Source organism: Krasilnikovia cinnamomea (assembly GCF_004217545.1).
In the GTDB taxonomy this organism is placed as follows: Bacteria; Actinomycetota; Actinomycetes; order Mycobacteriales; family Micromonosporaceae; genus Actinoplanes; species Actinoplanes cinnamomeus.
In genome coordinates, this window is the sequence record NZ_SHKY01000001.1 from 4,170,719 (window position 1) to 4,196,704 (window position 25,986).

The following is a 25,986-nucleotide window of genomic DNA, read 5'->3' on the forward strand; positions in this document are numbered from 1 at the left end:
CCTGGCGAGCGACGTCAGCGGGGTCGCCGCCGGGGTGGCCCGGCGAGCGACGTCAGCGGGGCCGCCGCCAGTGGCCCGGCGGGCGACGTCAGCCGAGCAGGCGCCAGCGGCCGCTGCGGGCGACCAGCAGGGTGAGCGCCTGGGGCATCAGTCCGGAGTGGTTGTCCGGGGTGATTCGGATGGGTCCGGACAGGCCGTCCATCTGCGAGGTCTCCAGGATGTCGCGGATGCGTTCGCGATTGCCGCCGGCCCGGCCGACCGCGTCCGCGACGAGGTCCACCGCGTCGGCCGCGAACGCCGCGGCGCCGGAGTAGCTGCCGTACCGCGAGGTGTAGTCGCGGAACCACTGCTTGCGGGCCGCCTTCGCCGGGGTGGTCGCGATGACGTCGTCGATCGCCAGGATCTGGGGGAAGACCATCGTGGCGTTGTTGGTGGCCCGGGCGGCCTCGCTCGGGATGAACAGGTCGCCCGCGGCGGCGGCGTCGAAGTAGAGCCGGCCGCCGAACTTGGCGGCCTTCGCGCTGGTCGCCGCGAGTGCGGCCTGGTCGGGCGCGGTCCACACGACCAGGGCGTCCGGCTTGGCCTCGGCGAGCATGCCGACCGCCTGGCTGACGTCGGTGGCGGCGGGCTTGACCGTACGGGACCCCGCGATCGTGATGCCCGCCTTGTCCAGCGCCGACGTCATCACCTGGTGGCCGCCCCGGCCGTACAGGTCGTCGGCGTAGAGCAGCGCGACGCTCTTCGTGCGGGTGCGCTGGAGCTCCGTCACCAGGGCCGCCGCGCTGTCGACGGGGTTGGGGCCGAGCTTGAAGACGTACCGCCGCTCGGTGACCGGGGCGCTCACCTCGGCCGCGGCCGCCAGCGCGATCGTCGGTACCCGCTTGTCATTGATCGTCTTGGCGGCGTCCACCACGCATTCGCCGCACGAGCCGGTCACGATCGCGGCCACCCGGGCGTCGTCCGCGAACAGGCTGATGTTGCGCAGCGACGACGTCGAGTCCGATCGGTTGTCCTGCACGCGCAGCACGAGCCGGTGGTCGCCGAGCTGGCCGGAGGCGTTCACCTGTTCGATCTTGAGCTGCAGGGCCCGGGCGTACGCCGAGTCGATGGCCGAACCGGTCGCCAGGTCGGCGCCGATCACGACGTCGGTGGCATCGCCCGCATCGCCGGTGGAATCGCAGCCGGTCACGGCGGCAGCGAGCAGCGTCGATGCGAGCAGGGGCGCCGTCACGCGGCGGGGGAGCCTCACTGGATGCCTCCTCGAGGGCGGGCGCGGGGGAACGGGCCAACGGTGTCCGCCGTGGCGTGTGCGATCACGGACACGCTGTCCGTCCAGGCGCGCCAAACCTTGCCAACGTGAAGGTTGCAGGTCAAGCCGTACTTCGGGGTCCACGCGAGACGGACTTCTCACATAGTGGTTGGAATCATGATGTGCGAGCGGCATCGGCGGGGCCCTTTTCCCCGGCGGCCCGAATATTCGCGCACGTCAAAGCCGATGGAGTGTCCATTGTCGATCCGAGCGGTCAACTTCAGAGTGACAATCAGGCCTGTTTCCGGATTGTCACAGGCTTCCCAAACACGCTCGGGTTCTGATGAAATCGCGGCCGTGCCGCGTGTGACACCGCCCTTGCCGCGAGTAGCGGACGGGTTCGCGGCGCAAGCATCCGGCCGGCGCGCAGATGCGGGGACGACGACCACCGAGGAGATGTCGTGAGCACCGGTTCTTCGCTCCAGCCTGCGACGCGCAGCGGCCCCGGTGCCGGCCCGGGCGCCCGCGGGTCCCGCCGCGACGGGGGCTTTCTCCGGCTCCGGGACGTCCGCATCCGGTCCAAACTGGCCCTCATCCTCTTCGTGCCGCTGCTGGCCGTCCTCGGCCTGGCCACGGTCCGCCTCGTCGACGTCGGCGGGCGCGCGTACGACGCGAACCAGGTCGAGGACCTGACCCGGCTCGCGACGGACGTGTCGGAGCTGACCCAGGCCCTGCACGCCGAACGGATGACCGCCGCCGAGTACCTGGCGGATCCGGAGGCCAAGCCGGGCGCGTACAACGCCGCGGTGTCCCGCAGCGACAACCGGATCGACCGGTACCGCGCAAACAGGCTGGCGCTCGGTGAGCTTCCGGCCGCGGTCTCCGACCGGCTCCACCGGATCGACGACCACCTGCGGACCATGGACGCCACCCGCAAGAAGGTCAGCGACCGGGACGAGATCGCGGTCTCCGAGGCGGTGCTCCGGTACGGGGTGGTGATCACCGACCTGGTCGGCTACGGCGAGGCGCTCAGCCAGTTCGCCGGGGACGGCGCGGTGGCGGACAGCCTGCGCGCGCTGTCCGCGTTCAGCCGCGCCAAGGCCGGCACCGCCGAGCAGGAGGCCGTGGCGTACGCGTCGCGCGTCTCCGGTGACGTCAGCGCCGAACAGCTGTCGTCGTTCATCGCCACGCAGACCAGCCAGCAGGAGGCGCTGCTGGCCTTCTCCCTGGTCGCCTCGCCCGCCCAGCGCGCCCTGGTGAACAGCACGGTCACCGGCGACGCGGTCAACCTCGCCGACCAGATCTCCACCCGGCTGGCCCGTTCCGACGCGGTGCCGCCGACCGACATCACCCAGGCGTTCGGCGCGGTCGTCGACCTCATGCGCTGGGCCGAGCAGCGGCTCGAGGCGGAGATCGTCGCGCAGGCCCACGACGCCAGCGCCTCCGTGACCCGGCAGACGGCCGTCGAGATCGGCCTCGTCCTGCTCATCCTCGGCGTCGCGATCGCGCTGGCGGTCGTCCTGGCCCGTTCGCTGAACCTGTCGCTGCGCCGGTTGCGCGAGGGTGCCCTCGCCGTGGCCAACCGGGACCTGCCCGACGCGGTGGCCCGGCTGCGCGACGAGCGCAACCTCAGCGAGGGCGGCGTCGAGGAGGTCGTCCGCCAGGTCCGCGACCCGATCCAGCTCGCGAACCGCGACGAGGTCGGCCAGGTGGCCCAGGCGTTCAACGTCGTGCACCGCGAGGCCGTACGCATCGCCGCCGAGCAGGCCGCACTGCGGACCAGCGTCTCCGCGATGTTCCTCAACCTGGCCCGGCGCAGTCAGGCCCTGGTCGACCGGATGATCGGCGAACTGGACCAGATCGAGCGCGGCGAGGAGGACCCGAAGCGCCTCGCCCAGCTGTTCGAGCTCGACCACCTGGCCACCCGGATGCGCCGCAACGACGAGAACCTGCTGGTCCTCGCGGGCGCCGACTCCAGCCCCCCGCGCCGCGAGGACGCGCTGCTCGTGGACGCCCTGCGGGCCGCGCAGTCCGAGGTGGAGCTGTACAACCGCATCGAGTTCGGCACGGTCGACACGGACATCGCGGTGACCGCGCTGGCGGTCAACGACGTCGTACGCCTCGTCGCCGAGCTGCTCGACAACGCGACCCGCTTCTCGCCGCCCAACACCATCGTGGTCGCCGACGCCCGGCGCATCCGCGACTACGTGGTGGTCCAGGTGGAGGACCGGGGGCTCGGCATGAGCGAGGAGCAGATGGACCTGCTCAACCGCCGCCTCGCCGAGCCGCCCACGGTGGACGTGGCCGCGTTCCGGCTCATGGGACTCGCGGTGGTCGGCCGCCTCGCCGCCCGGTACGGCATCAAGGTCGAGCTGCGCGCCAACCTGGAGGGCGGCACGGTAGCCCAGGTGACTTTGCCCAGCGGCATCGTCGTGCTGCCGCACCGGTCGATCGACCAGCCCGTCCGCAATCACCCGTACCAGCTCGACGGGGGCTCCGCGGAGTGGCCGGACGCGATCTCCCCCGGGCGGACGGGCGCGGCCACGGCGATCCTGCCGGCCATCGCGCGCGAGCCGTGGCAGCCGTACGACACCGCCGGGGAACCGCTGCGCGCCGGCACCGGGGGGTTGCCCACCCTGCCGCCCCCGGCCGCCCTGCCCGGGCCGCAGCCGTTCGTGCCGGCCCAGCGGCCGCCGCTGCCCCGGCGCGAGATGGACCTGCCGCCGACCGGTGAGCACCCCGTCCTGCCGCCGCAGCCCCGGCGCGCCGGGGATCAGTGGCAGACCGGCGAGCAGCCGGCCCGGCCGCCGTTGCCGACCCGGGTGCCGCAACAGATCGAGGCGTCCTCCGGGACGAACGCGGTGACCGACGCGTACGCCGCGATCGGCTCGCCCACCGCGGCGTTGCCGACGCTGCCGCCGCCCGAGCCGCCGCTGGCGGTCGGCTTCCTCCACCCGGACGGCCACCGGGTGGCGCCGCCCCAGCGGCCGGTGAGCCCCCACCCGAACGGGTGGGGCGCCGCACTGGCCGCGATGCCGCCGTCGCCGCCACCTCCGGCGCCCACGCCCGCGCCGGAGCGCGCCGAAGCGCCGATCTTCCTGCAGATGCAGGCGAGTTGGTTCCGGACCCACGACGGCACCTCGCCGGAGGAGTGGGGCATGCCGACCGCCGGGTACGCGCCACCCCCGAGCCCGGCGGCGCCGAAACCGGAGGAATCCGGTGCCGCCCGGTCGGCGGCGTCAACCGCCGCCGGCTTCGCCCCGCCTTCGCCCCCGACTGGTCCATTCTCAGCCGCGACGGGTGCGGCTTCTGCCGTGACCGGTTCGGCTGCCGGGGAGGCCGGGTCAGGTGCCGCCTTTGCCAGCCCGGCCGCCGGGGCGACTGGTCCGGGTTCCGCGGTCTCCAGCCGGGCCGCCGCCGGTTCCCCGTCCGCGGCGCCTGGTTCCGGGGAGAGCGCCCGGGGGCGGTTCGAGCGGGCCGCCGCGGACGTCGGGGTCCGGCCGGACATCACCCGGCCGGACCCCGACTCCGCCCGCGACCGGCGCGACGACGACCGTGACGGGTACGACGGCCGGCCCGCCCGCGACCGGCCCGCCACGGAGCAGGGCGAGCCTTCCGACGGGTCACGGTCCCGTCCGTCGGGCGAGGACCGGTCCCGTCCGTCGGGCGAGGACGCCTGGCGCACCGTGGCCGACGACGGCTGGCAGCGGGCCCTGGCCGCGACCGCGCCGCCCGACAACGGGACCACCCGCTCCGGACTGCCCAAGCGCGTACCGCAGGCGCAGCTCGTGCCCGGCGGCGTGCAGAGCAACCCCCGCAACCAGCAACGCCGCAGCCCCGACGAGGTACGCGGGCTGCTGTCCGCGTACCACCGTGGTGTGCAACGCGGGCGTACGGCCGGCAGTGCCGAGACTGCCGCCGCCGCCCCCGCCCCGAAGGAGAAGCAACTGTGACCAGGCTCCCCACCATGCAGGACATGGGCTGGCTGTTGACCAACTTCGCGGACAGTGTCGCGGGGATCGCCCACGTCGTCGCGGTCTCCGCCGACGGCCTGCTGCTGGCCTCCTCGCGGGACCTGCCGGGGGACCGGGCCGACCAGCTCGCCGCGATCACCTCCGGGGTGGTCAGCCTGACCGACGGCGCGTCCCGGATGTTCAACGCCGGCCAGGTGCAGCAGACGATCATCGAGATGGACAGCGGCTACCTGTTCCTCATGTCGATCAGCGACGGCTCCTCGATGGCCGTGCTGGCCGCCCGCAGCTGCGACGTCGGCCAGGTCGGGTACGAGATGGCGCTGCTGGTCGAACGGGTCGGCGCGGCACTGGTCCCCGCGCCCCGTGAAGTCGTCGGACACCAGATCTGATCCGGGTCGTCGCGCGCGAACCGGGAGGGAGGTGACCGCAGATGGAACAGCCGCCGCAGGATCCGCGGGGGGCGCTGGTCCGCCCGTACGCGGTCACCCGTGGCCGGACGGAGCCGCGCCGCGAGATTCCCATCGAAGCGGTCCTGGTCGCCAGCCAGAGCGCCGTTCAGGAGGCCCGGTTCGCCGGGCACGACAAGTACCGCATCGCGCTGATGTGCGAACCGCGGGCGCTGTCGCTGGCCGAAATCGCGGCGTACCGGAGGCTCCCCCTGGGGGTCGCCCGGGTCCTGGTGGCCGACATGGTGACCGACGGGCTGCTGTCGCTGCACAGTGCCGCTCCCAAGGAAGGGTTCACGGAGCGGATGGACCTGCTGGAAAGGGTGTTGAGTGGACTTCGCAAGCTCTGAGCGGGCGGGGGCGCAACCCAAGGAGATCACCTCCGCGAAGATCGTCGTCGCCGGCGGGTTCGGCGTCGGCAAGACGACGCTCGTCGGCGCGGTGTCCGAGATCGAGCCGCTGACCACCGAGGCCGTGATGACCTCGGCGGGTCAGGGCATCGACGACGCGACCAAGGTGCCGGGCAAGGAGACCACCACGGTCGCGATGGACTTCGGCCGGATCACCATGGCCGACGATCTGATCCTGTACCTGTTCGGCACCCCTGGGCAGACCCGTTTCTGGTTCATGTGGGACGAGCTGATCCGGGGCGCCGTGGGCGCCGCCGTGCTCGTGGACACCCGACGGATCTCCGACGCCTTCGCACCGCTGGACTACTTCGAGAACCGGCACCTGCCGTACCTGGTGGCGCTGAACTGTTTCGACGGCGCCCCCCGGTACGAGCCGGACGAGATACGCGAGGCCCTGGCGATCGCGGCGCACGTACCGTTGATCATGTGTGACGCCCGGCACCGCGACTCGGTGAAGCAGGTCCTGGTCGGGGTGGTCGAACATGCGATGGCGACCCTGGTCGCCGAGCATGGGCGGGGCCACCCCGCGCCGGTGGGGTGACCCAGGCTGAAGCCGTGGTCAGGCGGACAGGCGGTAGCCCCGCTTGACCACGGTCTGCACCACCCCGGGCGCGCCCAGCCCGGCGCGCAGCCGGGCCACGGCCATCTCCACGGCGTGCTCGTCGGCCCCGCGCGGCAGGGCATGCAGCAGCGACGCCCGGGAGCGCACCCGCCCGGGCGTGGTGGCCAGCGCCCGCAGCACCGCCATCGGGGCGGGGGCCAGCAGGCGCAGTTTGCCGTCGACGATCGCGGCATGCCCGCGCAGGGTCAGCGAATGCCCGCCCGCCTGCAACTGGACCGCCCGCTTGGGCAGTTCGTCGACGATGGTGCGGACCAGCGCGCCGAGCCGCGCCCGGGCGGGCGTGACCACCGGGACGTCGTACCGATGCAGAGGCGCGGCCGTGACCGGACCGACGCAGGCCGCCATGACGTCGGTGCGCAGGGCGTCGAGGACCACGTCGGCGCCCGTCCCGGCGGCGCGCAGCAGCGCGGCCACGGCGGGGGCCGAGGTGAAGGTCACGGCGTCCACCAGCCGGGCGGCGATCAGGTCGATGAGCCGGTGCAGGGGAGCCGGGTCGACCGGTGGCGCCCAGCGGTAGACCGGCACCTCGATCACCGTGGCGCCGGCGGCTTCCAGCGCCGCCGTGTACTCGGGCTGGCTGTCGCCGTGCAGTTGCATCGCGACGGTCAGCCCGGCGACGCCGCGCGCGGTGAGGTGGTCGACCACCTCCTCGTAGCTGTCCGCCTCCGTCGCCCAGTGATCGCGCAACCCGGCGGTGCGCACCGCGGCGCGGGCCTTCGGACCCCTCGCCACCAGGTATGCGCCCGCCAGCGCGGCGCGCAGCGGATCGGCGAGACCCCAGCCCTCGGCGGCCTCCAGCCAGCCGCGCAGCCCGATCCCGGTGCTGACCAGTACGACATCGGGGGGATCGGCGAGGCAGGCGCGGGTGGCGGCGCGCAGTTCCGCGTCGTCGGCGATGGGGATGATGCGCAGCGCTGGGGCCAGCACGATCCGGGCGCCCCGCTGGCCCAGCTGCTCGGCCAGTTCGTCTCGGCGACGGTCCGCTGTCACGCCGACCGTGTAGCCCGACAGCGCCGCCGTCGGCTGCGACAGCGCGGCCTCGGTGAGTGCCGACCGGCGCGATCCCCCCGTCCGTTGCGTCATGCGGCGCTTCCCCTCGCATGCCCTCCTGGCCGTTTCCGCGCTCCGGTGCGGTCCGTCATGCCGGGGCCGGTTCGGTCCGGGCCGGTAGGGGGATGACAAGCCGCGGCGTGTCCGGCCGGTCCACCGAAGGGCACGGCCGGAACCCGCCGTCCTCAGCGTCGACCCGCTCCCATGTCACGCCCGCGTTCTCCGCCGTGCCTCCGACCGGCGCACGCCGCGGCCTGTCGCCGAGCCGGTGCACCGGCTCGGGGTACGCCGCCAGGTCCGTCCTCAACCCTGACGGCGGCTTATGGGGGGTGCGGTCGCTTTTGTCGCGTTCTTCGACAACACGGGCCGGGAGTCCGGTCCGCGTCGTCGAGGTGCCCGCACCACGTGCCATGACGGAAGCGTGCCGGTGGGTGATTTCGGCCTCAAGTCCCGTTTGTTTCGAGCCTGCTAAGAGGCATCGATCACGGGTTCGCGCGCCGCGTGTCGCCGGGCCGGTGCCCCGCGGCCCGGCGCGGCGGGGGCGCGGGTTATGATGACCGGCGGTACGTTAGGGGGTCCCGTCGTCCGGCGAGACACCCACCCGTGACGGGCAGGGTCCGCGCGGCAAACAGTGACCCGTGAGAACCGGTAACTGTCGGCCGTTTTGACCGCACACTGCGCAGGCGGGTAACGTTGCCTGCTGTTGTGCGACAGCTGACGAGCGTACCCGGCGGGTAGGCTTGACGTTCGTGCCCGCTACGAGCCAGCGCGCGCCCCCAGACCGACGACGAGACAAGGTAATTCTGTGCGTACGTACAGCCCGAAGCCGGGTGAGATCGAGCGGCAGTGGCACGTCATCGACGCTTCTGACGTCGTTCTGGGCCGCCTTGCCACCCACGCCGCGACCCTGCTGCGCGGTAAGCACAAGCCGACGTTCGCCCCGCACGTCGACACCGGCGACTTCGTGGTGATCATCAACGCGGGCAAGGTCGCGCTGACCGGCAACAAGCGGCAGACCAAGGTCGCGTACCGGCACTCCGGCTACCCGGGTGGTCTGAAGCAGATCGGCTACGAGGAGCTGCTGACCAAGCGCCCCGAGAAGGCCATCGAGCTCGCCGTCAAGGGCATGCTCCCGCACAACAAGCTGGCGCGGCAGATCATCAAGAAGCTGAAGGTCTACCCGGGTGCCGAGCACCCGCACGCCGCGCAGCAGCCGAAGCCGTTCGAAATCACCCAGATCGCGCAGTGAGCGCGGGAGAAGGCAGCAGCATGCCCGACATCATCGAGCCCGAGGTCGTCGAGACCGTCGAGGAGCCCGCTGAGACGGCCGTCGTCGTCGAGACGCCCGCTGAGACGGTCGTCGTGGTCGAGACGCCCGCGCCGGCCCCGGTCCGCGCCCCGCGTCCCGGTGACCGTCCGATCCAGACCGTCGGCCGCCGCAAGGAGGCCATCGTCCGGGTGCGCCTCGTGCCCGGCACCGGCAAGATCGTCTGCAACGGCCGCGAGTTGGAGAACTACTTCCCGAGCAAGGTGCACCAGCAGCTCATCCGTGAGCCGCTGATCACCGCCGAGAAGGCAGAGGCCTTCGACGTGATCGCGAACCTGCGCGGCGGCGGCATCACCGGCCAGGCCGGCGCCCTGCGCCTCGGCATCGCCCGCGCGCTCATCACGAACGAACCCGACGACCGTCCGGCCCTGAAGAAGGCCGGTTTCCTCACCCGCGACGCGCGGGTCAAGGAAAGCAAGAAGTACGGCCTCAAGAAGGCCCGTAAGGCTCCGCAGTACTCGAAGCGCTGATTTTGCGCCGCTTCTGACGAACGGCCGGGTGCCCTCCCGCGTGGAGGTTTGCACCCGGCCGTTCGTGTTCTCCGCCAGCCGTGCCCGTCGGCCCCACGCCCGCGCGGCGGTGCGTTCGTCGACCGCACATCGTCCAGGCCGCCTCGTCGACGGCCGTCGTCCAACAGCGTTCCGGACCCGCGATCCCCCTCAGCTCACCGGGTCCAGTCCGCGATATTCCCCAACTAGCACCTCGGGCCGACCGATCCAGGACATGCTCTCGGACGGGTCACGGCACCGGCGAAAGGAAGCCGCAATGGCGCGTCTCTTCGGCACCGACGGCGTACGCGGACTCGCGAACGGCGATCTCACCCCGGAACTCGCTGTCTCGGTCGCGGTCGCGGCCGCCCGGGTGCTCATCGAGAGCGACCGCAGCCACCAGCCGCTCGCGATCGTCGGACGCGACCCGCGGGCCAGCGGCGAGATGCTGGAGGCCGCGGTCGTGGCGGGCCTGACCAGCGCGGGCGCCAACGTCGTCCGGGTCGGAGTGCTGCCCACCCCGGCGGTCGCGTACCTGGTCGGGCAGGCCAACGCCGACCTGGGGGTGATGCTGTCGGCCTCGCACAACCCGATGCCGGACAACGGCATCAAGCTGTTCGCCGCGGGCGGCCACAAGCTCCCCGACGAGCTGGAGCAGCGCATCGAGGCGGCCATCGCGGACGGGCACGGCCTGATCGGGCGCCCCACCGGCGCCGGGATCGGCCGGGTGCACGACCTGCTGGACGGCGGTGAGCACTACGTCAAGCACCTCGTCGCCTCGGTTCCGCACAGCCTGGCGGGGATCAAGGTCGTCGTCGACTGCGCGAACGGTGCGGCCAGCGAGGTCGGCCCCGTCGCGTACCAGGAGGCGGGGGCGGAGGTCATCGCGATCCACGCCCAGCCGGACGGGCTGAACATCAACGACAACTGCGGCTCCACGCACCTTGAGGCGGTCCGGGCGGCCGTCCTCGCCGAAGGGGCCGCCCTCGGCCTCGCCCACGACGGCGACGCCGACCGCTGCCTCGCGGTCACCGCGTCCGGCGAGGTCGTCGACGGCGACCAGATCATGGCGATCCTCGCGCTGGCCATGCGCGACGCCGGGACGCTGACCGGCGACACCCTGGTCGCCACGGTCATGAGCAACCTGGGGCTGCGGCTGGCCATGAAGCAGGCCGGCATCCGGCTGCTCGAAACCAAGGTCGGCGACCGGTACGTGCTGGAGGAGCTGCAGAACGGCAAGCTGGCCCTCGGCGGCGAGCAGAGCGGCCACATCGTCATGCCCGCGTACGCGACGACCGGCGACGGCGTGCTTACCGGCCTGCACCTCATGGCGCGGATGGCCGAGACCGGCCAGAGCCTGGCAGACCTCGCCGCCGTCGTGCACAAGCTGCCGCAGGAGCTGATCAACGTACGGGTGGCCGACCGGCAGGCGGGCGCGGCGGCACCGGCGGTGCAGACCGCCGTGGCGCAGGCCGAGCGGGAACTGGGCGAGACCGGCCGGGTGCTGCTGCGCCCCTCCGGGACCGAGCAGCTGGTGCGGGTGATGGTGGAGGCGGCCACCCAGGAGCAGGCCCGGGCGGTCGCGGAGCGCATCGCCGACGAGGTACGGACGGCCAGCCCGGCCTGACGCGGCAAACCCGCGTCCGCTGGCAAGCCCCTCCGGGCCCGTGCCTGTGTTGTGCCGTCCCGGGCCCCACGATGGCGCTGTGCCGTCCCGGGCCCCGCGTTGGCGCTGTGCCGTCGCCTGCCCGCCGTTCGCGCTGTGCCGTCGCCTGCCCCGCTTTCGCCGCGATCGGTGGCGGCCGGGGCGAGCGCCGGTCAGGCCAGGGTGGGGCGGGTCAGGCCAGGGTGGGGCGGGTCAGGCCAGGGTGCGTAGGCGGCGGGCGGCCTCGTCGATGACCTCCTCGCGTTTGCAGAACGCGAACCGGACCAGCCGCCGACCCTCCTCCTGGTGGTCGTAGAACACCTGGGTCGGTACCGCGACCACCCCGCACCGCTCCGGCAGGGACCGGCAGAACTCCACCCCGTCGCTGCCGCCGAGTCCGGTGATGTCGGTGGTGACGAAGTAGGTTCCCTCGGCGGGCAGCACCGCGAACCCGGCGTCGGCGAGCCCGGCGACCAGCCGGTCCCGCCGGCGTTGCAGCCCGTCCCGGAACTGCGCGAAGTAGGAGTCCGGCAGGGCCAGCGCCACCGCCACGGCCGGCTGCAGCGGGCCCGCGTTGACGAACGTCAGGAACTGCTTGACCCGCAGCAGCGCGGACACCAGCGGAGCCGGTCCGGTGGCCCAGCCGACCTTCCAGCCCGTGCAGGAGAAGGTCTTGCCCGCCGACGAGATCCGGATGGTGCGCTCCCGCATGCCCGGCAGGGTGGCCAGCGGGATATGAGGTGCGGTGGCGTCCGTGAACACCAGATGCTCGTACACCTCGTCGGTCACCGCGTACACGTCGTGCTCGCGGCACAGGCTCGCGATGAGGGTGAGTTCGGCCGCGGTGAACACCTTGCCGGTGGGGTTGTGCGGCGAGTTGAGCAGGACGAGCCGGGTCCGTGGCCCGAAGGCGGCGCGCAGCTCACCTTCGTCGAAGCGGTACCGGCCGTCCGCGCCGGGGCGCAGCGTCACCGGCCGGCGGACGGCCCCCGCCAGGGTGATCGAGGCCGCGTACGAGTCGTAGTACGGCTCGAAGCACACCACCTCGTCGCCCGCCTCGCACAGGGCGAGGATGCTGGCCGCGATCGCCTCGGTGGCCCCCGCAGTGACCGCCACCTCGGTGTCCGGGTCGCGGGTCAGCTCCCAGAAGCGCTGCTCATGGGCCGCGATGGCGGCCCGCAACGCCGGGATGCCGGGCAGCGGCGGGTACTGGTTCGCGCCCGACCGCAGCGCCTGGTGTGCCGCCGCGAGCATCTCCGGCGGGCCGTCCGTGTCCGGGAAGCCCTGCCCCAGGTTGACCGCGCCGGTGCGTACGGCTAATGCGGACATCTCGGTGAAGATGGTGGTGCCGAACGGGCGCATGCGGCCGACGAGCGGGTCGGCCGGGATCGACGTCGTCACGGCGCCAGCCTACGGGCGCGACGCGGGTTTGCGCCCCGGTCGTTCCCGCGAACCGCCCCGGCCTCCCGCGAACCGCCCCAGTCGTTTCCCGCGAACCGCCGCCGGGTTTCTCGCCGACCGCTCCGGTCGAGGCGGGGGCGGCTCTCGCTGACCGCTCCGGTCGAGGCGGGGGCGGCGTAGGTGCTACAGGATCACCTTGGTGCAGGACGCGGTCGCGAACGCGCCCTCGCGGGTGCGCTGGGCGACCTGCTCGCCGTCGACGGTGGCGCGGCAGCTGATGGTGCCCGAGTCCGTGCTGCCGCGGATGGCGGTGACCGACACCAGCGCGGCGCCCTTCATCGTGACCTTCTTGCGCCAGGGCAGCTTGACGTTGCTTTCCCGCTCGGGGGTCTCGCCGAGCTTCTTGGTGTAGAGGATGTCCGCGCGGCCGTCGCCGGTGACCTCGTACTCGACCGTGATCTCCTTGCCGTTGCCGCCCGGCAGGTTGGGCAGATCGGTCGGTAGGTCGGTGGGCAGGGTCGGCAGGTCGGTCGGGAGGTCCGTGGGCACGTTCGGGAGGTCCGGGACGTCCGGGACGTCCGTCGGGAGGTTGGAAACCGCGTCCTTGGCCTTGTCGGCGACCCGGTTGACCGCGAGCACGCTGGCCGTCACGGCACCGCCGCAAAGCAGCAGGGTGACCGCCAGGATGACCGCGATGATCGGGGCGTTGCTCCGTCGGGGCGCGGGCGGCGGCGGACCGTAGCCGGGCTGCGCGTACCCGGGCTGTGGGTAGCCGGGCTGCGCATAGCTGGGCTGGCCGTAGCCGGGCTGGCCGGGTCCAGCCTGGCCGTAGCCGGGCTGGCCGTAGGCCGGTGGTGGGTAGCCGGGCTGCTCGGGGCCCTGGGGGTCGTAGCCGGGCGGTGGGTAGCCGGGCTGGCCGGAGCCCTGAGGGTCGTAGTCCGGGGGGCCGTAGCCGGGTGGGGTCTGTCCGGGCGGGGGCTCGTAGCCGGCGCCGGGGGTGCCGGCCACGGTGGGGAACTTGGACGTCGGGGGGTACTGGTCCGGGCGCGCCTGCGGCAGTGACGCGAACCCGGGCTGGAACGTCGGCGGCTGCGGTGGCTGGTCCGGCCGGGACGAGAGCGGGTCGCCCCCTGCGGGGTACGGCGCGAGCGCGTCGCCCGAGGGCGCCGACCACGGGTCGCCGGAGACCGGCGCGGGGGCCGTCGGGTCGTCGGAGCCAGGGGAGTTCGACGGCTGCTGGGGCTCTGCGGGTTGATTGTCGCTCAAGGTTCTCTCCCGGTGCGCGCACGTCGTGGCGGTAGCCGACGGTACGCCTGCCGTGCCACCGGCCCGCAGGCGACGTGGCCGATACGGCCGTATGCGGGGTAGGCCCCGGTAGGGTTCCGGGCTGGCCGAACGGCCATTTCGCTCAGGGTCGATGCGTGAAAGTGGCTACTTCGCGCAAGACGCGTGAGCGATCGTCCGCTACGCTGCCCCACATGTGTGGGATCGTGGGATACGTAGGTAGCCGCCCGGCGCTCGGCATCGTCCTCGAAGGGCTGCGGCGGCTGGAGTACCGGGGATACGACTCGGCGGGTGTCGCCGTCATCAGCAATGGGTCTGTGCGCATGGAGAAGCGCGCGGGCAAGCTCGCCAACCTGGAGAAGGCGCTGGCCGATCGGGGCCCCGACGGCATCGCGGCCGGGTCCACCGGCATCGGGCACACCCGCTGGGCGACGCACGGCGGGCCGACCGACCGCAACGCCCACCCCCACCTGTCCGCCGACGGCCGCGTCGCGGTGATCCACAACGGCATCATCGAGAACTTCACCCGGCTGCGCGCCGAACTGCAGGCGACCGGCGTCGAGTTCGCCAGCGACACGGACACCGAGTGCGCCGCGCACCTGCTGGCGGCCGAGATGCGTGAGCTGCGGGCGGCCGGTGCCGAGGGGCCGCAGGCGCTGGCCGAGGGCATGCGGCGGGTCTGCCGCCGCCTCGAGGGCGCGTTCACCCTGCTGGCGGTCGACGTGGCGGTGCCGGACGCGGTGGTCGGCGCCCGGCGCAACTCCCCGCTGGTGGTGGGCCGGGGCGAGGGCGAGAACTACCTCGCCAGCGACGTGTCGGCGTTCATCGAGCACACCCGCGAGGCGGTGGAACTGGGCCAGGACCAGGTGGTCCTGATCACCCCGGCGGGCATCGAGATCACCGACTTCGCCGGGCAGCCGTCCGCCGGCAAGGACTTCCACATCGACTGGGACGCCTCGGCCGCCGAGAAGGGCGGCTACGAGTACTTCATGCTCAAGGAGATCGCCGAGCAGCCCCAGGCGATCCACGACACCCTGCTCGGGCGGCTCTCCGAGCGCGGCGAGATCATCCTCGATGAGGTGCGCCTCACCGACCAGGATCTGCGCGATGTCGACAAGGTGTTCATCGTCGCGTGCGGCACCGCGTACCACTCCGGGCTGGTCGCCAAGTACGCCATCGAGCACTGGACCCGGATCCCGTGCGAGGTGGAGCTGGCCAGCGAGTTCCGCTACCGCGACCCGGTGCTCGACCGGTCCACCCTGGTGGTCGCGATCAGCCAGTCCGGCGAGACCATGGACACCCTGATGGCGCTGCGGCACGCCAAGGAGCAGAAGGCCCGCGTGCTGGCCATCTGCAACACCAACGGCTCGACCATCCCCCGCGAGTCCGACGCCGTGCTCTACACCCACGGCGGCCCGGAGATCGCGGTCGCCTCTACCAAGGCGTTCCTCACCCAGCTGGTCGCGTGCTACCTGATCGGCCTGCACCTCGCCCAGGTCCGCGGCGTCATGTACGCCGACGAGGTGGCCGCGGTCGTCTCCCGGCTCATGGAGACCCCCGACCACCTGCGGCAGCTGCTCGACACCATGGAGGACGTCCGGCAGCTGGCCCGCGACCTCAAGACGGCGTCCACGGTGCTGTTCATCGGGCGGCACGTCGGCTACCCGGTGGCCCTGGAGGGCGCGCTCAAGCTCAAGGAGCTGGCGTACATGCACGCGGAGGGTTTCGCGGCCGGTGAGCTCAAGCACGGCCCGATCGCGCTGATCGACGAGGGCACCCCGGTGGTGTGCGTGGTGCCCTCGCCCGCCGGTCGCGGGGTGCTGCGGGACAAGGTCGTCTCCAACATCCAGGAGGTCCGTGCCCGGGGCGCCCGCACGATCGTCATCGCGGAGGAGGGCGATGAGGCGGTACGCCCGTTCGCCGACCACCTCATCGAGGTGCCGCGTACCCCCACCCTGCTGGCGCCGCTGATGACCACCGTGCCGCTGCAGATCCTCGCCTGCGAGATCGCCGCCGCCCGTGGCCACGACGTCGACCAGCCGCGCAACCTGGCCAAGTCCGTCACCGTGGAGTGACATCGCGTCCCACCGTGATGTTCGTGATCGCGTCCAGCGCCGGGCGGCCTCGGTCCCAGTAGCCGAGGTGCCCGGCGTCGGGCTGGCTGGCGAAGACCCGGGCCCCGAACGCCGGGTCGCTCGGATTGCGGCCGAACCACAGATCGTCCTCGGGACGGCCGAACGCCAGCACGGCACCGAGGCCGGGCACGGTCGCCGTGACGGCGAGATCGGCGGCCAGGCCGCGTGGCGCGAGGGCGGCGTACTGGATGATGTCCGACCGGGAGGTCGACGACCACACGTGCCCCGTGGGCACGCTCAGCGCTCCGGCGGAATTCACGCCGACCCCCGGGGAGCCCACGAAGATCACGTCGTCGGCGGCGAGTTCCGGCGCGACCGCCGCCCGCCCCACGACCAGCGAGCCGTAGCTGTGCCCGAGAACGGTCCGGTGCGCCCGGCCACCCTCGTGGGCGGCGTCCAGTCCATCCTGGAACCGGCGTAGCCGCGCCGCGCCCGCCTCCGCCCGGCCCGTGCCCGCGGCCTCGTCCACGAAGTCCGGCGCGTCGTAGTCCAGCCACAGCACCGCGCTCGTCGCGGCCGCCGGTGCCACCCGCCCCGCCTGGGCCGCGACGCGTTCCGCGTGCCGCAGCTCCCCGTCGTACGAGGCGAGGCCCGCGGTCATGCCGGGCACGTGGGTGAGGACGTGGTCGGCCCGGTCCGGGTCGCCGAGCGCCACCACCACCCGGCCCTCGCCCGCGAGATCCAGCCGCAGCAGGTACGCCCGCGGCCCCGCGTCGTCCGCGAGCCGGTCGGTCAGCGTGGCGAGGCCGTCCCGGAGCTCGTGTAGCCGCTTGCGTTCACCACCGTGCGCCTTCGCGAGGGCCCGGTCCAGTTCGGCGCGTTGCTGTTCCAGCAACAGCCGGTTGGCCAGATCCCGATCGGCGGCAGGCAGGCCGTCCAAGGTGGCGATGGCGGACGGCTCCGTGGCCGCTGACCACAGCCGCTGGGCCGGTGTCAGGGCTTCCCACCAGGCGCGAACCTCGGCCGGGGAGGCGGTGCACGAGGGTGGGGAGGCGCCCGCCGACGGCGGCGGGGCCGCGAGCCACCCTTCGCCGGTCCTTCCGGAACGGGCGTCGATGAGTGGTCCGATCGCCGCACTCAGCTCCGCCAGCCGGCGCGCGGCCACGCCGTCCGCCGTCGTGGCGAGGGACAACGCGGCGGCGAGCGCGGTGGCCGCCTCGGTGGCGGCCGCCTGCGCGGTGGGACCGTCCCGGAGATTGCCCTCGTCGTCGAAGCTCGTCCCCGCGCGCCGGGCCGCGGCCAACGCCGTGGCCAGCAACGCCCGGGCCCGAGTCAGCGCACCGGCGAACTCGCTCAGCGCCTGATCGGCCCGGTAACAGGCAAGGCGGAACACCTCCAGGCCGCGCCTCAGCCGGGTCAGCCGCGCCAGTGCGGCGAGGGCGGCGGCGCCGGTCCAGCGGGACGCCAGCCGGGCCCCGTGCTGCTGCAGCTCGGCCGACCAGAGTCCAGCGGCGCCCGCCCGGGACCGCCACCCGTGGGAAGCGTCCACCCAGCGGGCCGGGTCGGTCGCCCGCAACCTGGCGAAGGCCGAGGAACTCATCGGCCCCTCGCGGTCGCGCGGCTTAGCCGGGCCGCGGCCAGGGCATCCGCGCCGTCGTATCCGTCGGCGGTGATGAGCAGGTCGTGTCCGGTCGCCTCGAGGCCGGTGGCGAGCGTCGAGGCGATCCGGCGGGCGTCCTCGGCCAGGGTGGCGGCGGCGCTGGAGGTCTCCCAACGGGGCACCATCACGGTGGGTGGTGGCTGCGCCCCGGCGGCGACGCGGGCGCCGGTGGCGCTCAGCTCGCGCGCGGCGTGGCGCACCTCGTGAGTATCGACTTCCAGGTCGGCCGTCATCGGCAACCTCCGGGTGGGGAGACGGGACGGTACGACCGTAGGGGTCGGGTGGGACGGAATGGCGGGCCTGTGGACGGCCGGCTCCGGCCGTACCGATGGCTGTCCACAGGCCTTGCCACGACGGGCGGTGACCCTCTGAACGGGCCGCCCGCGCCCACTAGGGTTGGCTCTGTGATCGTGTCTGTCGGCATCGACGTCGTCCTGGTGGACCGTTTCGCCCGGGCCCTGGAGCGCACGCCGTTGCTGGCGGACCGGCTGTTCACCGATTCCGAGCGGCTGACGCCGTCGGGCAATCCGCGCTCGCCGGAGTCGCTGGCCGCGCGGTTCGCGGCCAAGGAGGCCGTCGCCAAGGCGCTCGGTGCCCCGACCGGTCTGCGCTGGCACGACTGCGAGATCGTCTCGGACCCGGACGGGCGGCCGTGGTTGACGGTTTCCGGTACGGTCGCCGCGGTCGCCGCGGAGCGCGGCGTGAACCGCTGGCACCTGTCGTTGTCGCACGACGGCGGTATCGCCTCGGCGATGGTCGTCGCGGAGGCCTGACCAGCTCAGCGGGGTGGCGGCCGGAAAATGTCGGACCCCGGGCATACAACTGGCGCGACGCCGGGGACGCCGGCGACGCCGAGGGCGAGGAGCGCGATGCGGCAGGCGTGGCGGGTGGCGGAGGTGCGGGCGGCCGAGCGGGCGCTGATGGCGACGCTGCCGGAAGGCACCCTCATGCAGCGGGCCGCGGCGGGGCTGGCCCGCCGGTGCGCTCTGCTGCTCAAGGAGCGCGGTGGGGTCCGCGGCGCCCGGGTGCTACTACTGGTCGGCAGCGGCGACAACGGCGGCGACACGCTGTATGCGGGTGCGGCGCTGGCCGCCCGGGGCGCGGCCGTGCGGGCGCTGCTGCTGCGGCCGGACCGGGTGCATCTCGCGGGTCTCGCGGCGCTGCGCGACGCCGGTGGCCGCACCGTACGGGAGCTGCCCGAGTTTGCCGACCTCGTGCTGGACGGCATCGTCGGTATCGGCGGCAGCGGCGGGCTCCGGGCGCCCGCCACCGAGCACGTCGCCCGGCTCGGCGCCCTGCGTGCCCGCGACGGCGCCCGCCCGCCCGTGGTCGCGGTCGACGTGCCCAGCGGGGTCGCGGTGGACACCGGCGACGTGCCGGGAGTCGCGGTCACCGCGGACGTCACGGTCACGTTCGGCTGCCTCAAGCCCGCGCACCTGGTCGGCCCGGCCGCCGCCCGCGCGGGCCACGTCGAGCTGGTCGATATCGGACTTGGTCCGGTGCTGCGGGGTGATCCGGCGATCCGCGTCCCGGACGCCGCGGACATCGCGGCGTGGTGGCCCCAGCCCGGCCCGACCTCCGACAAGTATTCGCGCGGGGTCGTCGGGGTCGCCACCGGCTCCGGGCGGTATCCGGGCGCCGCAGTCCTGTCCGTGGCCGGTGCGCTGGCGGGACCGACCGGCCTGATCCGATTCGCGGGCAGCGCCCACGCCGAGGTCGTCCGCGCACACCCGTCCGTGATCGCGGTGCCCCGGGTGGCTGACGCCGGTCGCGTACAGGCGTGGGCCTGCGGCTCCGGGCTGGGCACGGGCGACGACGCGCGCACCGAACTGCGCAGCGTCCTGGCCTCGGCGGTGCCCGTGCTGCTGGACGCGGACGCGCTGACCCTGCTGGTGGACGGCCAGCACGCCACCGACCTGCGCCGGGACGCCCCCCTGGTGATCACCCCGCACGACGGCGAGTTCGCCCGGCTGGCGGGGGAAGCGCCCGGGGCGGACCGGATCGGCGCCGCCTGCAAGCTCGCCGCCTGGATCAACGGGGTGGTGCTGCTCAAGGGTGACCGCACCATCGTCGCCACCCCGGCCGGCGAGGTATGGGTCAACCCGACCGGCAGCCCGGCGCTGGCCACCGCCGGCAGCGGCGACGTGCTGGCGGGCCTGCTGGGTTCCCTGCTGGCCGCGGGGCTGGCACCCGAACGCGCGGCGGTCGCCGCGGCGTACGTGCACGGGCTGGCCGGGCGGCGGGCCGCGCTGGACGGCCCCGTCACCGCACCCGACGTCGCGGCCGCGCTGCGGCCCGTGCTGGCCGACCTGCTGGCCTGATGTCCACCAGACCCCTCAGTACGCTGGTGCCCATGTGGCAGGCCGAGGTCCGGATCGATCTGGACGCCATCCGGGACAACGTGGCGACGCTGCGCGCCCTGACTCCCGCCGAGGTCATGGCCGTCGTCAAGGCCGACGGGTACGGGCACGGCATGCTGCCGGCGGCCCGCGCGGCGGTGGCGGGCGGCGCGACCTGGCTCGGGGTGTGCACCCTCGACGAGGCGCTGGAGCTGCGCCGGGGCGGGATCCGGGTGCCGGTCCTGGCCTGGCTGGTGGCCCCCGGGCTGCCGCTGGAGCGGGGCGTCGCCGCCGACGTCGACCTCAACGCGGCCGGCACCGAACAGCTGGCGGAGGTGGTCGCGGCCGCGCGCCGCGCCGGGCGTAGCGCCCGGGTGCATCTCAAGCTGGACACCGGCCTGTCCCGGGGCGGCGCGCCGCTGGCCGAGTGGCCGCACCTGCTGGAGGCGGCGGGCAAGGCGCAGGCCGACGGGGAGGTGGAGGTCGTCGGCGTGTGGAGCCATTTCGCGTGCGCCGACGTGCCCGGCCATGAGTCCATCGACCGGCAGCTCGCCTCGTTCGCGGAGGGCCTGGCGCTGGCCGAGCGGTACGCCATCACGCCGCGCTACCGACACATCGCCAACTCGGCCGCGCTGCTGACCCGCCCCGACACCCACTACGACCTGGTCCGGGCCGGTATCACGATCTACGGGCTGTCCCCGCTGGCCACCGAGCACGCCTCCCGGCTGCGTCCCGCGATGAGCGCCCGGGCCCGCGTCTCGCTCACCAAACGGGTCCCGGCCGGGCAGGGTGTCGGGTATGGGCTGACCTACATGACGCCGCGCGAGTCCACGCTGGCGCTGGTGCCGCTCGGCTACGGCGACGGGGTGCCCCGGCACGCCTCGAATGTGGGCCCGGTCCGGCTCGGTGGCCGCAACCGGACCGTTGCCGGCCGGGTGAGCATGGATCAGATCGTGGTCGACTGCGGCGACGACCCGGTCGCACCGGGGGATGTCGCCACGTTGTTCGGGCCGGGTGACGACGGCGCGCCGACCGCCGACGACTGGGCGGCCGCCGTCGGCACGATCAACTACGAGATCGTGACCCGGTTCGGCAGCTCCCGGGTGCCCCGGGTGTACGACGGCAGCGCCGGGGTCCCGGCGGCGGACGTGACGCCGGCGCCCGGTGACGGGGAGGCCCAGTGAGCAACGCACAACCCCGCCGATCCACCACGTCGCGGAGCCGGGCGAAGAAGGTCGGCATCGTCGGTGCCGTCATCGGTGTGGCCGCCGCCGGGTTGGCCGCCGCGGTCGCCACCGAACGGGCGATCGTCCGCAGGTCGGTCACCGCGCCCGGCGACCCGTACGCGAACGAGCCGTTCGGCGACCAGCCGTTCGACGCGGAGCTGACCGTGACCGCCGCAGACGGCGCCGAGCTGCACGTGGAGATCGTCGAGCCGCGCGCGCCGGGCGATCGGCCGACGATCGTCTTCGTGCACGGGTACGCGCTGGACATGGGCACGTTCTACTTCCAGCGCAAGGCGATCGCCGAGCAGGGTGACCACCGGATGGTCTTCTACGACCAGCCCGGCCATGGCCGCTCCGGCCTGCTCGACTCGGGGGACTACGACATCGCCGCGCTGGGCCGCTCGCTGGCCGCGGTCTTGGACGCGGCGGTGCCGGAGGGGCCGATCGTCCTGGTCGGGCACTCCATGGGCGGCATGACGATCATGGCGTTCGCCGAACACTATCCACAGTGGTTCGGCGACCGGGTCACGGGCGTGGCGCTGATCTCCACCTCCGCCAGCCTGATCGACAAGACGAAGATCGGCCTGCCGACGTTGCTGGCCCGCGCCAGCGCCCCGTTCTTCCCCGTGTGGGGTGGCGCCGCCCGGATCGGCGGCGGCGCGATCGACCGCGCCCGGCTCGCCGCCTCGGATCTCGCCTGGCTGCTGACCCGCCGGTACGGCTTCGGTGATCCGCGCCCGAGCGCGTCGCTGGTTACGTTCGTGGAGGAGATGAACTCCAAGACCTCGATCGAGACACTGACCAAATACCTGCGCACCCTCTACACGCACAACCGTTTCCCCGCGCTGACGCCGCTGCGCGGGGTGCCGGTGCTGGTGATCGTGGGCACGAAGGACTATCTCACCCCCGTGGCTCATTCGGAGGAGATCCTCAAGTACCTGCCAGAGGCCAAGCTCGTCAAGATCGACAACAGCGGGCACGTCGTCATGCTGGAGCGCTCCGACGAGGTCAACGCGGCCCTGGACGCGTTCCTGGCGGAGATCCCGTGATCACCACGGGGATCCGGCTAGCCACCGTGGACGACACCCGGCAGTTCGGCCGGTGGCTGGCCACCCTGCTGCGCCGCGGCGATCTCGTGCTGCTCACCGGGCCGCTCGGCGCCGGCAAGACGGCACTCACCCAGGGCATCGGCGCCGGCCTGGGGGTCCGCGGCGACATCACCTCACCGACCTTCGTCATCGCCCGGGTGCACCGGCCGGACCCGGCGCGCGGTGGCCGGGTCGCGCTGGTGCACGCCGACGCGTACCGGCTGGGGGACGCCGCCGATCCTCGGGGCGAGATCGACGACCTCGACCTGGACGCGTCGGCCGGGGACTCGGTCACGGTGGTCGAGTGGGGTGAGGGCCTGGCCGAGCAGCTCAACGACGAGTATCTCCAGGTCCGGATCGCCCGCCTGGACGACGACACCCGGGTCCTGGACCTCGTCGCCCATGGCGCCGCATGGGCGCAAAGGCTGGCCGTCGCAGACCCGACGGCCGCCTCGGCGGCGGCAAGAGAAGAAACGGCCGCCTCGGCGGCGGCAGGAGAAGAATCGGCGGCCGGGGATCGGGCCGCCACCACAGGAGAGCCGGCGGTCGCCGACCGGGCGGCCGCGACGGAAAGGCTGGATTCGTGAATCTCACCGGGATGCTGCCCGATGGCTGGCGCGCGGAACTCGAGCCGCTGCTCGACGCCGACGCCACGGCGGCCCTGGGGGCGTTCGTCGCCGAGCAGTACCGCGACCACACCGTCTACCCGCCGATCGAGGACCTGTTCGCGGCGTACCGGCTGTGCCCGCCCGAGCAGACCCGGGTGCTCATCCTCGGCCAGGACCCGTACCACGGGCCGGGGCAGGCGCACGGGCTCAGCTTCAGCGTCCGCGCCGGGGTCCGCATCCCGCCCTCGCTGCGCAACGTCTTCGCCGAACTGGCCGACGATCTGGGCATCGCGCCGGCCACCACCGGTGACCTGACCGGGTGGGCGAGCCAGGGAGTGCTGCTGCTCAACGCGGTGCTGACCGTCCGGGGCGGCGCGGCGGCCTCGCACGCGGGCAAGGGCTGGGAGGCGTTCACGGACGCGACCATCCGCGCCCTGAACGCCCGCCCCGAGCGGGTGGTCTTCCTGCTCTGGGGTGGGTACGCCCGCAAGAAGGCCGCACTGGTCACGAACCCGGCGCACGTCGTGCTGGAGGCCGGTCACCCCAGCCCGCTCAACCCGCGGGGCTTCCGGGGCGCGCGGCCGTTCAGCGCGGCCAACCAGGCACTGGCCGAGGCGGGCCGTCCGGTCGTCGACTGGGATCCGCGCGTCATTGCCCCGGAACCAGCCGGTTAGGGTGTTGACGTGCTGGTTCTCGCCTTGGACACCTCCACCCCCGCGGTGATCGCCGCCCTGGCGGAGGTGACCGACGACGGGATGCGGGGCGTGGCGGAGCGCCGTACCGTCGATCCGCGGGCACACGGCGAACTGCTGGCCCCGCAGATCGCGACGCTGCTGGCCGACGCCGGCGCGACCCCGCGCCAACTGGGGGCGATCGTCGCCGGGTTGGGGCCGGGCCCGTTCACCGGGCTGCGGGTCGGCCTCGTCACGGCGGCGGGCATGGCGCAGGCTCTGGCCATCCCGGCGTACGGGGTGTGCTCGCTGGACGCGCTCGGCCGCGCCGCCGGGCCGGGTCGGGTGCTGGTCGCCACGGACGCGCGGCGCCGTGAGGTGTACACCGCCACGTACACCGATGGTGTGCGCACCCGCGGGCCGGACGTGTCCCGCCCGGCCGACGTCGTCGTGGACGCCGACCGCGCGGTCGGCGAGGGCGCCTTGCAGTACAGCGAGGTGTTCGGCCTGCCGATCGACGACCGCCTGCTGTACCCGCCCGGCGAGGCGCTGATCGCCCTCGCCGCCGACCGGGTCCGCGCCCGTGCGCCGCAGGAACCGCTGACCCCGCTGTACCTGCGCCGCCCCGACGCGGTCGCGTCCTCGGCGCGCAAACCCGTGCTGCGGTGATCCAGCTCGAACGCTTCCGCTGGTGGCACGTCGAGCAGGTGCTGCCGATCGAGACAGACCTGTTCGGCGCGGAGAAGTGGTCCGCCGCCATGTTCTGGAACGAGCTGGCCCAGCGCCACTACTACCTGGTCGCGACGGAGGACGAGACGGTGCTCGGGTACGCGGGACTGGCCGTCGTCGGCCCCGACGAGTCCTGGGTGCAGAACATCGCGGTCCGCCGCGACGCGCAACGCCGCGGGATCGGCCGCGCACTGCTGGAGGCGCTGCTGGCCGAGGCGGGCCGGCGCGGCGTCCACAAGGTGCTGCTGGAGGTCGCCGTGGACAACGCCCCCGCCCAGCGGCTGTACGCCGGCTACGACTTCGAGCCGGTCGGCGTCCGCCGCGGCTACTACCAACCCAGCAACACCGATGCCCTGGTGATGATGCGCGATGCCTGACGAACCCTTGGTCCTCGGGATCGAGACCTCCTGCGACGAGACCGGTGTCGGCATCGTGCGCGGGCACACCCTGCTGGCCGACGCCCTCGCGTCGAGCGTGGACGAGCACGCCCGCTTCGGCGGGGTGGTCCCGGAGGTGGCCAGCCGCGCCCACCTCGAGGCGATCGTGCCGACGATGCGGCGCGCGCTCGACGACGCGGGGGTCACCCTGGCCGACATCGACGCGATCGCGGTGACGGCCGGGCCGGGCCTGGCGGGCGCGCTCCTCGTCGGTGTCGCCGCCGCCAAGGGGTACGCGCTGGCCGCCGACAAGCCGGTGTACGGCGTCAACCACCTCGCCGCCCACGTCGCCGTGGACACCCTCGAGCACGGCCCGCTGCCCGAACCCGCCGTGGGTCTGCTCGTCTCCGGCGGGCACTCGTCGCTGCTGCTGGTCGACGACATCACCGCCGGGGTCACCCCGCTGGGCGCCACGATCGACGACGCGGCGGGGGAGGCCTTCGACAAGGTGGCGCGGCTGCTGGGGATGGGCTTCCCCGGCGGTCCGGTGATCGACCGTACGGCCCGCGACGGTGACCCGGCGGCGATCCCGTTCCCGCGCGGCCTGACCGCGCCGAAGGATCTGGCCGAGCACCGCTTCGACTTCTCGTTCTCGGGACTCAAGACGGCCGTGGCGCGCTGGGTGGAGGCGCGCGAGCGGGCCGGGGAGCCCGTACCGGTGGCGGATGTGGCCGCGAGCTTCCAGCACGCGGTGTGCGACGTGCTCACCGCCAAGGCGCTCGACGCGTGCCGTACGCACGGGGTGCGGACCCTGGTCATTGGAGGTGGCGTGGCGGCCAACTCCCGCCTGCGCGTGCTCGCCGAGGAACGCGCGGCGAAGCTGGGCATCGAGGTCCGGGTGCCCCGGCCCCAGCTGTGTACGGACAACGGCGCCATGGTGGCCGCGCTCGGTTCGCACCTGGTCGCCGCCGGCGTCGCGCCCAGCGGCCTGGACCTGCCCGCGGACTCGGCCATGCCATTGACCACCGTCACGGTCTCCGGGTGATTATGCTCTGTTCATGATCGCGCGGATGTGGGAGGTACGGGCCCTGGGCAGCGGCTTCGACGAGCTGCTGAGCTGGGTCTGCGACGAGGCGCTGCCCACGATCGAGGTGTTGCCGGCGCACGTGTCCAGCAAGGTCTACTCGTCCACGGATCACCGCATCGTCGTCATCTCCACCTGGCGGCACGACCCGGTCCCGCTGCCCGCCCCGCCCGAGCGCCTGGTGGCCCGCGCCCCCCACGTCTGGGACTTCACCCCGGTCGACCGCTGAGTCG

The 25,986-nt window shown here is 73.4% G+C and carries 23 protein-coding genes and 1 pseudogene; 18 read left to right on the forward strand and 6 right to left on the reverse strand.

The annotated features are described in order from the left end of the window. Window positions 1-88: 88 nt before the first annotated feature. Window positions 89-1,249: an ABC transporter substrate-binding protein gene (locus EV385_RS18950; RefSeq protein WP_242624957.1), complete on the reverse strand. Its 1,161-nt coding sequence runs from the start codon at window positions 1,247-1,249 to the stop codon at window positions 89-91. Between the two features lie 461 nt (window positions 1,250-1,710). On the opposite strand from EV385_RS18950, the gene EV385_RS18955 reads away from it, so the two are divergent. From EV385_RS18955 to EV385_RS18970, 4 genes are read left to right on the forward strand one after another with little or no spacing between them, the layout of a single operon-like run. Further along, a complete protein-coding gene (locus EV385_RS18955; protein WP_207229869.1) occupies window positions 1,711-5,202 on the forward strand; it encodes a sensor histidine kinase in 3,492 nt (1,163 codons plus the stop codon). Between the two features lie 14 nt (window positions 5,203-5,216). Next, window positions 5,217-5,612 carry a roadblock/LC7 domain-containing protein gene (locus EV385_RS18960; protein WP_130513411.1) on the forward strand — a complete coding sequence of 132 codons (396 nt, stop codon included), beginning with the start codon at window positions 5,217-5,219 and terminating at the stop codon, window positions 5,610-5,612. A 41-nt stretch (window positions 5,613-5,653) separates the two neighbouring features. Next, a complete protein-coding gene (locus EV385_RS18965; protein ID WP_130510671.1) occupies window positions 5,654-6,019 on the forward strand; it encodes a DUF742 domain-containing protein in 366 nt (121 codons plus the stop codon). Next, window positions 6,000-6,620: a GTP-binding protein gene (locus EV385_RS18970; protein ID WP_130510672.1), complete on the forward strand. Its 621-nt coding sequence runs from the start codon at window positions 6,000-6,002 to the stop codon at window positions 6,618-6,620. The genes EV385_RS18965 and EV385_RS18970 overlap by 20 nt, the downstream gene beginning before the upstream one ends. An 18-nt stretch (window positions 6,621-6,638) precedes the next feature. Here the strand turns inward: EV385_RS18970 and EV385_RS18975 are convergent, their stop codons facing one another. Continuing rightward, the gene (locus EV385_RS18975) at window positions 6,639-7,784 is read right to left on the reverse strand and encodes a uroporphyrinogen-III synthase (protein WP_130510673.1); all 1,146 of its coding nucleotides are present in this window, start codon (window positions 7,782-7,784) and stop codon (window positions 6,639-6,641) included. 772 nt (window positions 7,785-8,556) lie between these two features. Between EV385_RS18975 and rplM the strand changes: the two genes are divergently transcribed. The 3 genes from rplM (at window position 8,557) to glmM (ending at window position 11,193) form a co-directional block, all read left to right on the forward strand. After that, window positions 8,557-9,000, forward strand: a complete 444-nt coding sequence (gene rplM, locus EV385_RS18985) for a 50S ribosomal protein L13 (RefSeq protein ID WP_130510675.1) — start codon at window positions 8,557-8,559, stop codon at window positions 8,998-9,000. A gap of 20 nt (window positions 9,001-9,020) precedes the next feature. Further along, window positions 9,021-9,548, forward strand: coding sequence for a 30S ribosomal protein S9 (rpsI, locus tag EV385_RS18990; RefSeq protein ID WP_278044994.1), 528 nt, complete (start codon window positions 9,021-9,023; stop codon window positions 9,546-9,548). A gap of 295 nt (window positions 9,549-9,843) precedes the next feature. Then, window positions 9,844-11,193: a phosphoglucosamine mutase gene (glmM, locus tag EV385_RS18995; protein ID WP_130510676.1), complete on the forward strand. Its 1,350-nt coding sequence runs from the start codon at window positions 9,844-9,846 to the stop codon at window positions 11,191-11,193. A gap of 231 nt (window positions 11,194-11,424) precedes the next feature. Here glmM and EV385_RS19000 read toward each other — a convergent pair whose 3' ends face one another. Together EV385_RS19000 and EV385_RS19005 are read right to left on the reverse strand one after the other, a co-directional pair. Beyond that, window positions 11,425-12,612 (reverse strand): pyridoxal phosphate-dependent aminotransferase, encoded by a 1,188-nt coding sequence (locus tag EV385_RS19000; RefSeq protein ID WP_130510677.1) that lies wholly within the window; start codon window positions 12,610-12,612, stop codon window positions 11,425-11,427. 183 nt (window positions 12,613-12,795) lie between these two features. Beyond that, window positions 12,796-13,878 (reverse strand): MmpS family transport accessory protein, encoded by a 1,083-nt coding sequence (locus tag EV385_RS19005; RefSeq protein ID WP_130510678.1) that lies wholly within the window; start codon window positions 13,876-13,878, stop codon window positions 12,796-12,798. Between the two features lie 212 nt (window positions 13,879-14,090). On the opposite strand from EV385_RS19005, the gene glmS reads away from it, so the two are divergent. Further along, a complete protein-coding gene (glmS, locus tag EV385_RS19010) occupies window positions 14,091-15,971 on the forward strand; it encodes a glutamine--fructose-6-phosphate transaminase (isomerizing) (RefSeq protein WP_130510679.1) in 1,881 nt (626 codons plus the stop codon). Here the strand turns inward: glmS and EV385_RS19015 are convergent. Both EV385_RS19015 and EV385_RS19020 read right to left on the reverse strand, forming a co-directional pair. Then, entirely contained in the window at window positions 15,958-17,571 is a 1,614-nt protein-coding gene (locus EV385_RS19015) for an alpha/beta hydrolase (protein ID WP_130510680.1), read from the reverse strand. The two genes, glmS and EV385_RS19015, sit on opposite strands and share 14 nt — an antisense overlap. Continuing rightward, window positions 17,568-17,864 (reverse strand): hypothetical protein, encoded by a 297-nt coding sequence (locus EV385_RS19020; protein WP_130510681.1) that lies wholly within the window; start codon window positions 17,862-17,864, stop codon window positions 17,568-17,570. Before EV385_RS19020 ends, EV385_RS19015 begins: the two co-directional genes overlap by 4 nt. 171 nt (window positions 17,865-18,035) lie before the next feature. Between EV385_RS19020 and EV385_RS19025 the strand changes: the two genes are divergently transcribed. The 10 genes and pseudogenes from EV385_RS19025 (at window position 18,036) to EV385_RS19070 (ending at window position 25,982) form a co-directional block, all read left to right on the forward strand. Further along, on the forward strand, window positions 18,036-18,404 hold the full coding sequence (locus EV385_RS19025) for a holo-ACP synthase (RefSeq protein ID WP_130510682.1): 369 nt from the start codon (window positions 18,036-18,038) through the stop codon (window positions 18,402-18,404). A 96-nt stretch (window positions 18,405-18,500) separates the two neighbouring features. Beyond that, window positions 18,501-19,952: an NAD(P)H-hydrate dehydratase gene (locus EV385_RS19030; protein WP_130510683.1), complete on the forward strand. Its 1,452-nt coding sequence runs from the start codon at window positions 18,501-18,503 to the stop codon at window positions 19,950-19,952. A 32-nt stretch (window positions 19,953-19,984) separates the two neighbouring features. Then, entirely contained in the window at window positions 19,985-21,154 is a 1,170-nt protein-coding gene (gene alr / locus EV385_RS19035) for an alanine racemase (protein ID WP_130513413.1), read from the forward strand. A gap of 56 nt (window positions 21,155-21,210) precedes the next feature. Further along, window positions 21,211-22,245, forward strand: coding sequence for an alpha/beta fold hydrolase (locus EV385_RS19040; RefSeq protein ID WP_423203124.1), 1,035 nt, complete (start codon window positions 21,211-21,213; stop codon window positions 22,243-22,245). Further along, a pseudogene (gene tsaE, locus EV385_RS19045) lies at window positions 22,245-22,712 on the forward strand (tRNA (adenosine(37)-N6)-threonylcarbamoyltransferase complex ATPase subunit type 1 TsaE); the annotation flags it as partial. The gene EV385_RS19040 and the pseudogene tsaE, both read left to right, overlap by 1 nt. A 170-nt stretch (window positions 22,713-22,882) precedes the next feature. After that, window positions 22,883-23,566: a uracil-DNA glycosylase gene (gene ung / locus EV385_RS19050; protein ID WP_130513415.1), complete on the forward strand. Its 684-nt coding sequence runs from the start codon at window positions 22,883-22,885 to the stop codon at window positions 23,564-23,566. 9 nt (window positions 23,567-23,575) lie between these two features. Continuing rightward, window positions 23,576-24,232 (forward strand): tRNA (adenosine(37)-N6)-threonylcarbamoyltransferase complex dimerization subunit type 1 TsaB, encoded by a 657-nt coding sequence (tsaB, locus tag EV385_RS19055; RefSeq protein WP_130510685.1) that lies wholly within the window; start codon window positions 23,576-23,578, stop codon window positions 24,230-24,232. After that, window positions 24,232-24,669: a ribosomal protein S18-alanine N-acetyltransferase gene (rimI, locus tag EV385_RS19060; protein ID WP_130513416.1), complete on the forward strand. Its 438-nt coding sequence runs from the start codon at window positions 24,232-24,234 to the stop codon at window positions 24,667-24,669. The genes tsaB and rimI overlap by 1 nt, the downstream gene beginning before the upstream one ends. After that, on the forward strand, window positions 24,662-25,714 hold the full coding sequence (gene tsaD / locus EV385_RS19065; RefSeq protein WP_130510686.1) for a tRNA (adenosine(37)-N6)-threonylcarbamoyltransferase complex transferase subunit TsaD: 1,053 nt from the start codon (window positions 24,662-24,664) through the stop codon (window positions 25,712-25,714). The genes rimI and tsaD overlap by 8 nt, the downstream gene beginning before the upstream one ends. 13 nt (window positions 25,715-25,727) lie before the next feature. Further along, window positions 25,728-25,982, forward strand: coding sequence for a hypothetical protein (locus EV385_RS19070; protein ID WP_130510687.1), 255 nt, complete (start codon window positions 25,728-25,730; stop codon window positions 25,980-25,982). Window positions 25,983-25,986 lie beyond the last annotated feature (4 nt).

What these genes read in the sequence shown, in the direction of transcription:
- EV385_RS18960 (WP_130513411.1), top strand. Translation starts at nt 5,217, where the DNA reads ATGCAGGACATGGGCTGGCTGTTGACCAACTTCGCGGACAGTGTCGCG.
- EV385_RS18965 (WP_130510671.1), top strand. Translation starts at nt 5,654, where the DNA reads ATGGAACAGCCGCCGCAGGATCCGCGGGGGGCGCTGGTCCGCCCGTAC.
- EV385_RS18975 (WP_130510673.1), bottom strand. Translation starts at nt 7,784, where the DNA reads ATGACGCAACGGACGGGGGGATCGCGCCGGTCGGCACTCACCGAGGCC.
- rpsI (WP_278044994.1), top strand. Translation starts at nt 9,021, where the DNA reads ATGCCCGACATCATCGAGCCCGAGGTCGTCGAGACCGTCGAGGAGCCC.
- glmM (WP_130510676.1), top strand. Translation starts at nt 9,844, where the DNA reads ATGGCGCGTCTCTTCGGCACCGACGGCGTACGCGGACTCGCGAACGGC.
- glmS (WP_130510679.1), top strand. Translation starts at nt 14,091, where the DNA reads ATGTGTGGGATCGTGGGATACGTAGGTAGCCGCCCGGCGCTCGGCATC.
- EV385_RS19015 (WP_130510680.1), bottom strand. Translation starts at nt 17,571, where the DNA reads ATGAGTTCCTCGGCCTTCGCCAGGTTGCGGGCGACCGACCCGGCCCGC.
- EV385_RS19020 (WP_130510681.1), bottom strand. Translation starts at nt 17,864, where the DNA reads ATGACGGCCGACCTGGAAGTCGATACTCACGAGGTGCGCCACGCCGCG.
- EV385_RS19030 (WP_130510683.1), top strand. Translation starts at nt 18,501, where the DNA reads ATGCGGCAGGCGTGGCGGGTGGCGGAGGTGCGGGCGGCCGAGCGGGCG.
- alr (WP_130513413.1), top strand. Translation starts at nt 19,985, where the DNA reads ATGTGGCAGGCCGAGGTCCGGATCGATCTGGACGCCATCCGGGACAAC.
- ung (WP_130513415.1), top strand. Translation starts at nt 22,883, where the DNA reads ATGCTGCCCGATGGCTGGCGCGCGGAACTCGAGCCGCTGCTCGACGCC.
- tsaD (WP_130510686.1), top strand. Translation starts at nt 24,662, where the DNA reads ATGCCTGACGAACCCTTGGTCCTCGGGATCGAGACCTCCTGCGACGAG.
- EV385_RS19070 (WP_130510687.1), top strand. Translation starts at nt 25,728, where the DNA reads ATGATCGCGCGGATGTGGGAGGTACGGGCCCTGGGCAGCGGCTTCGAC.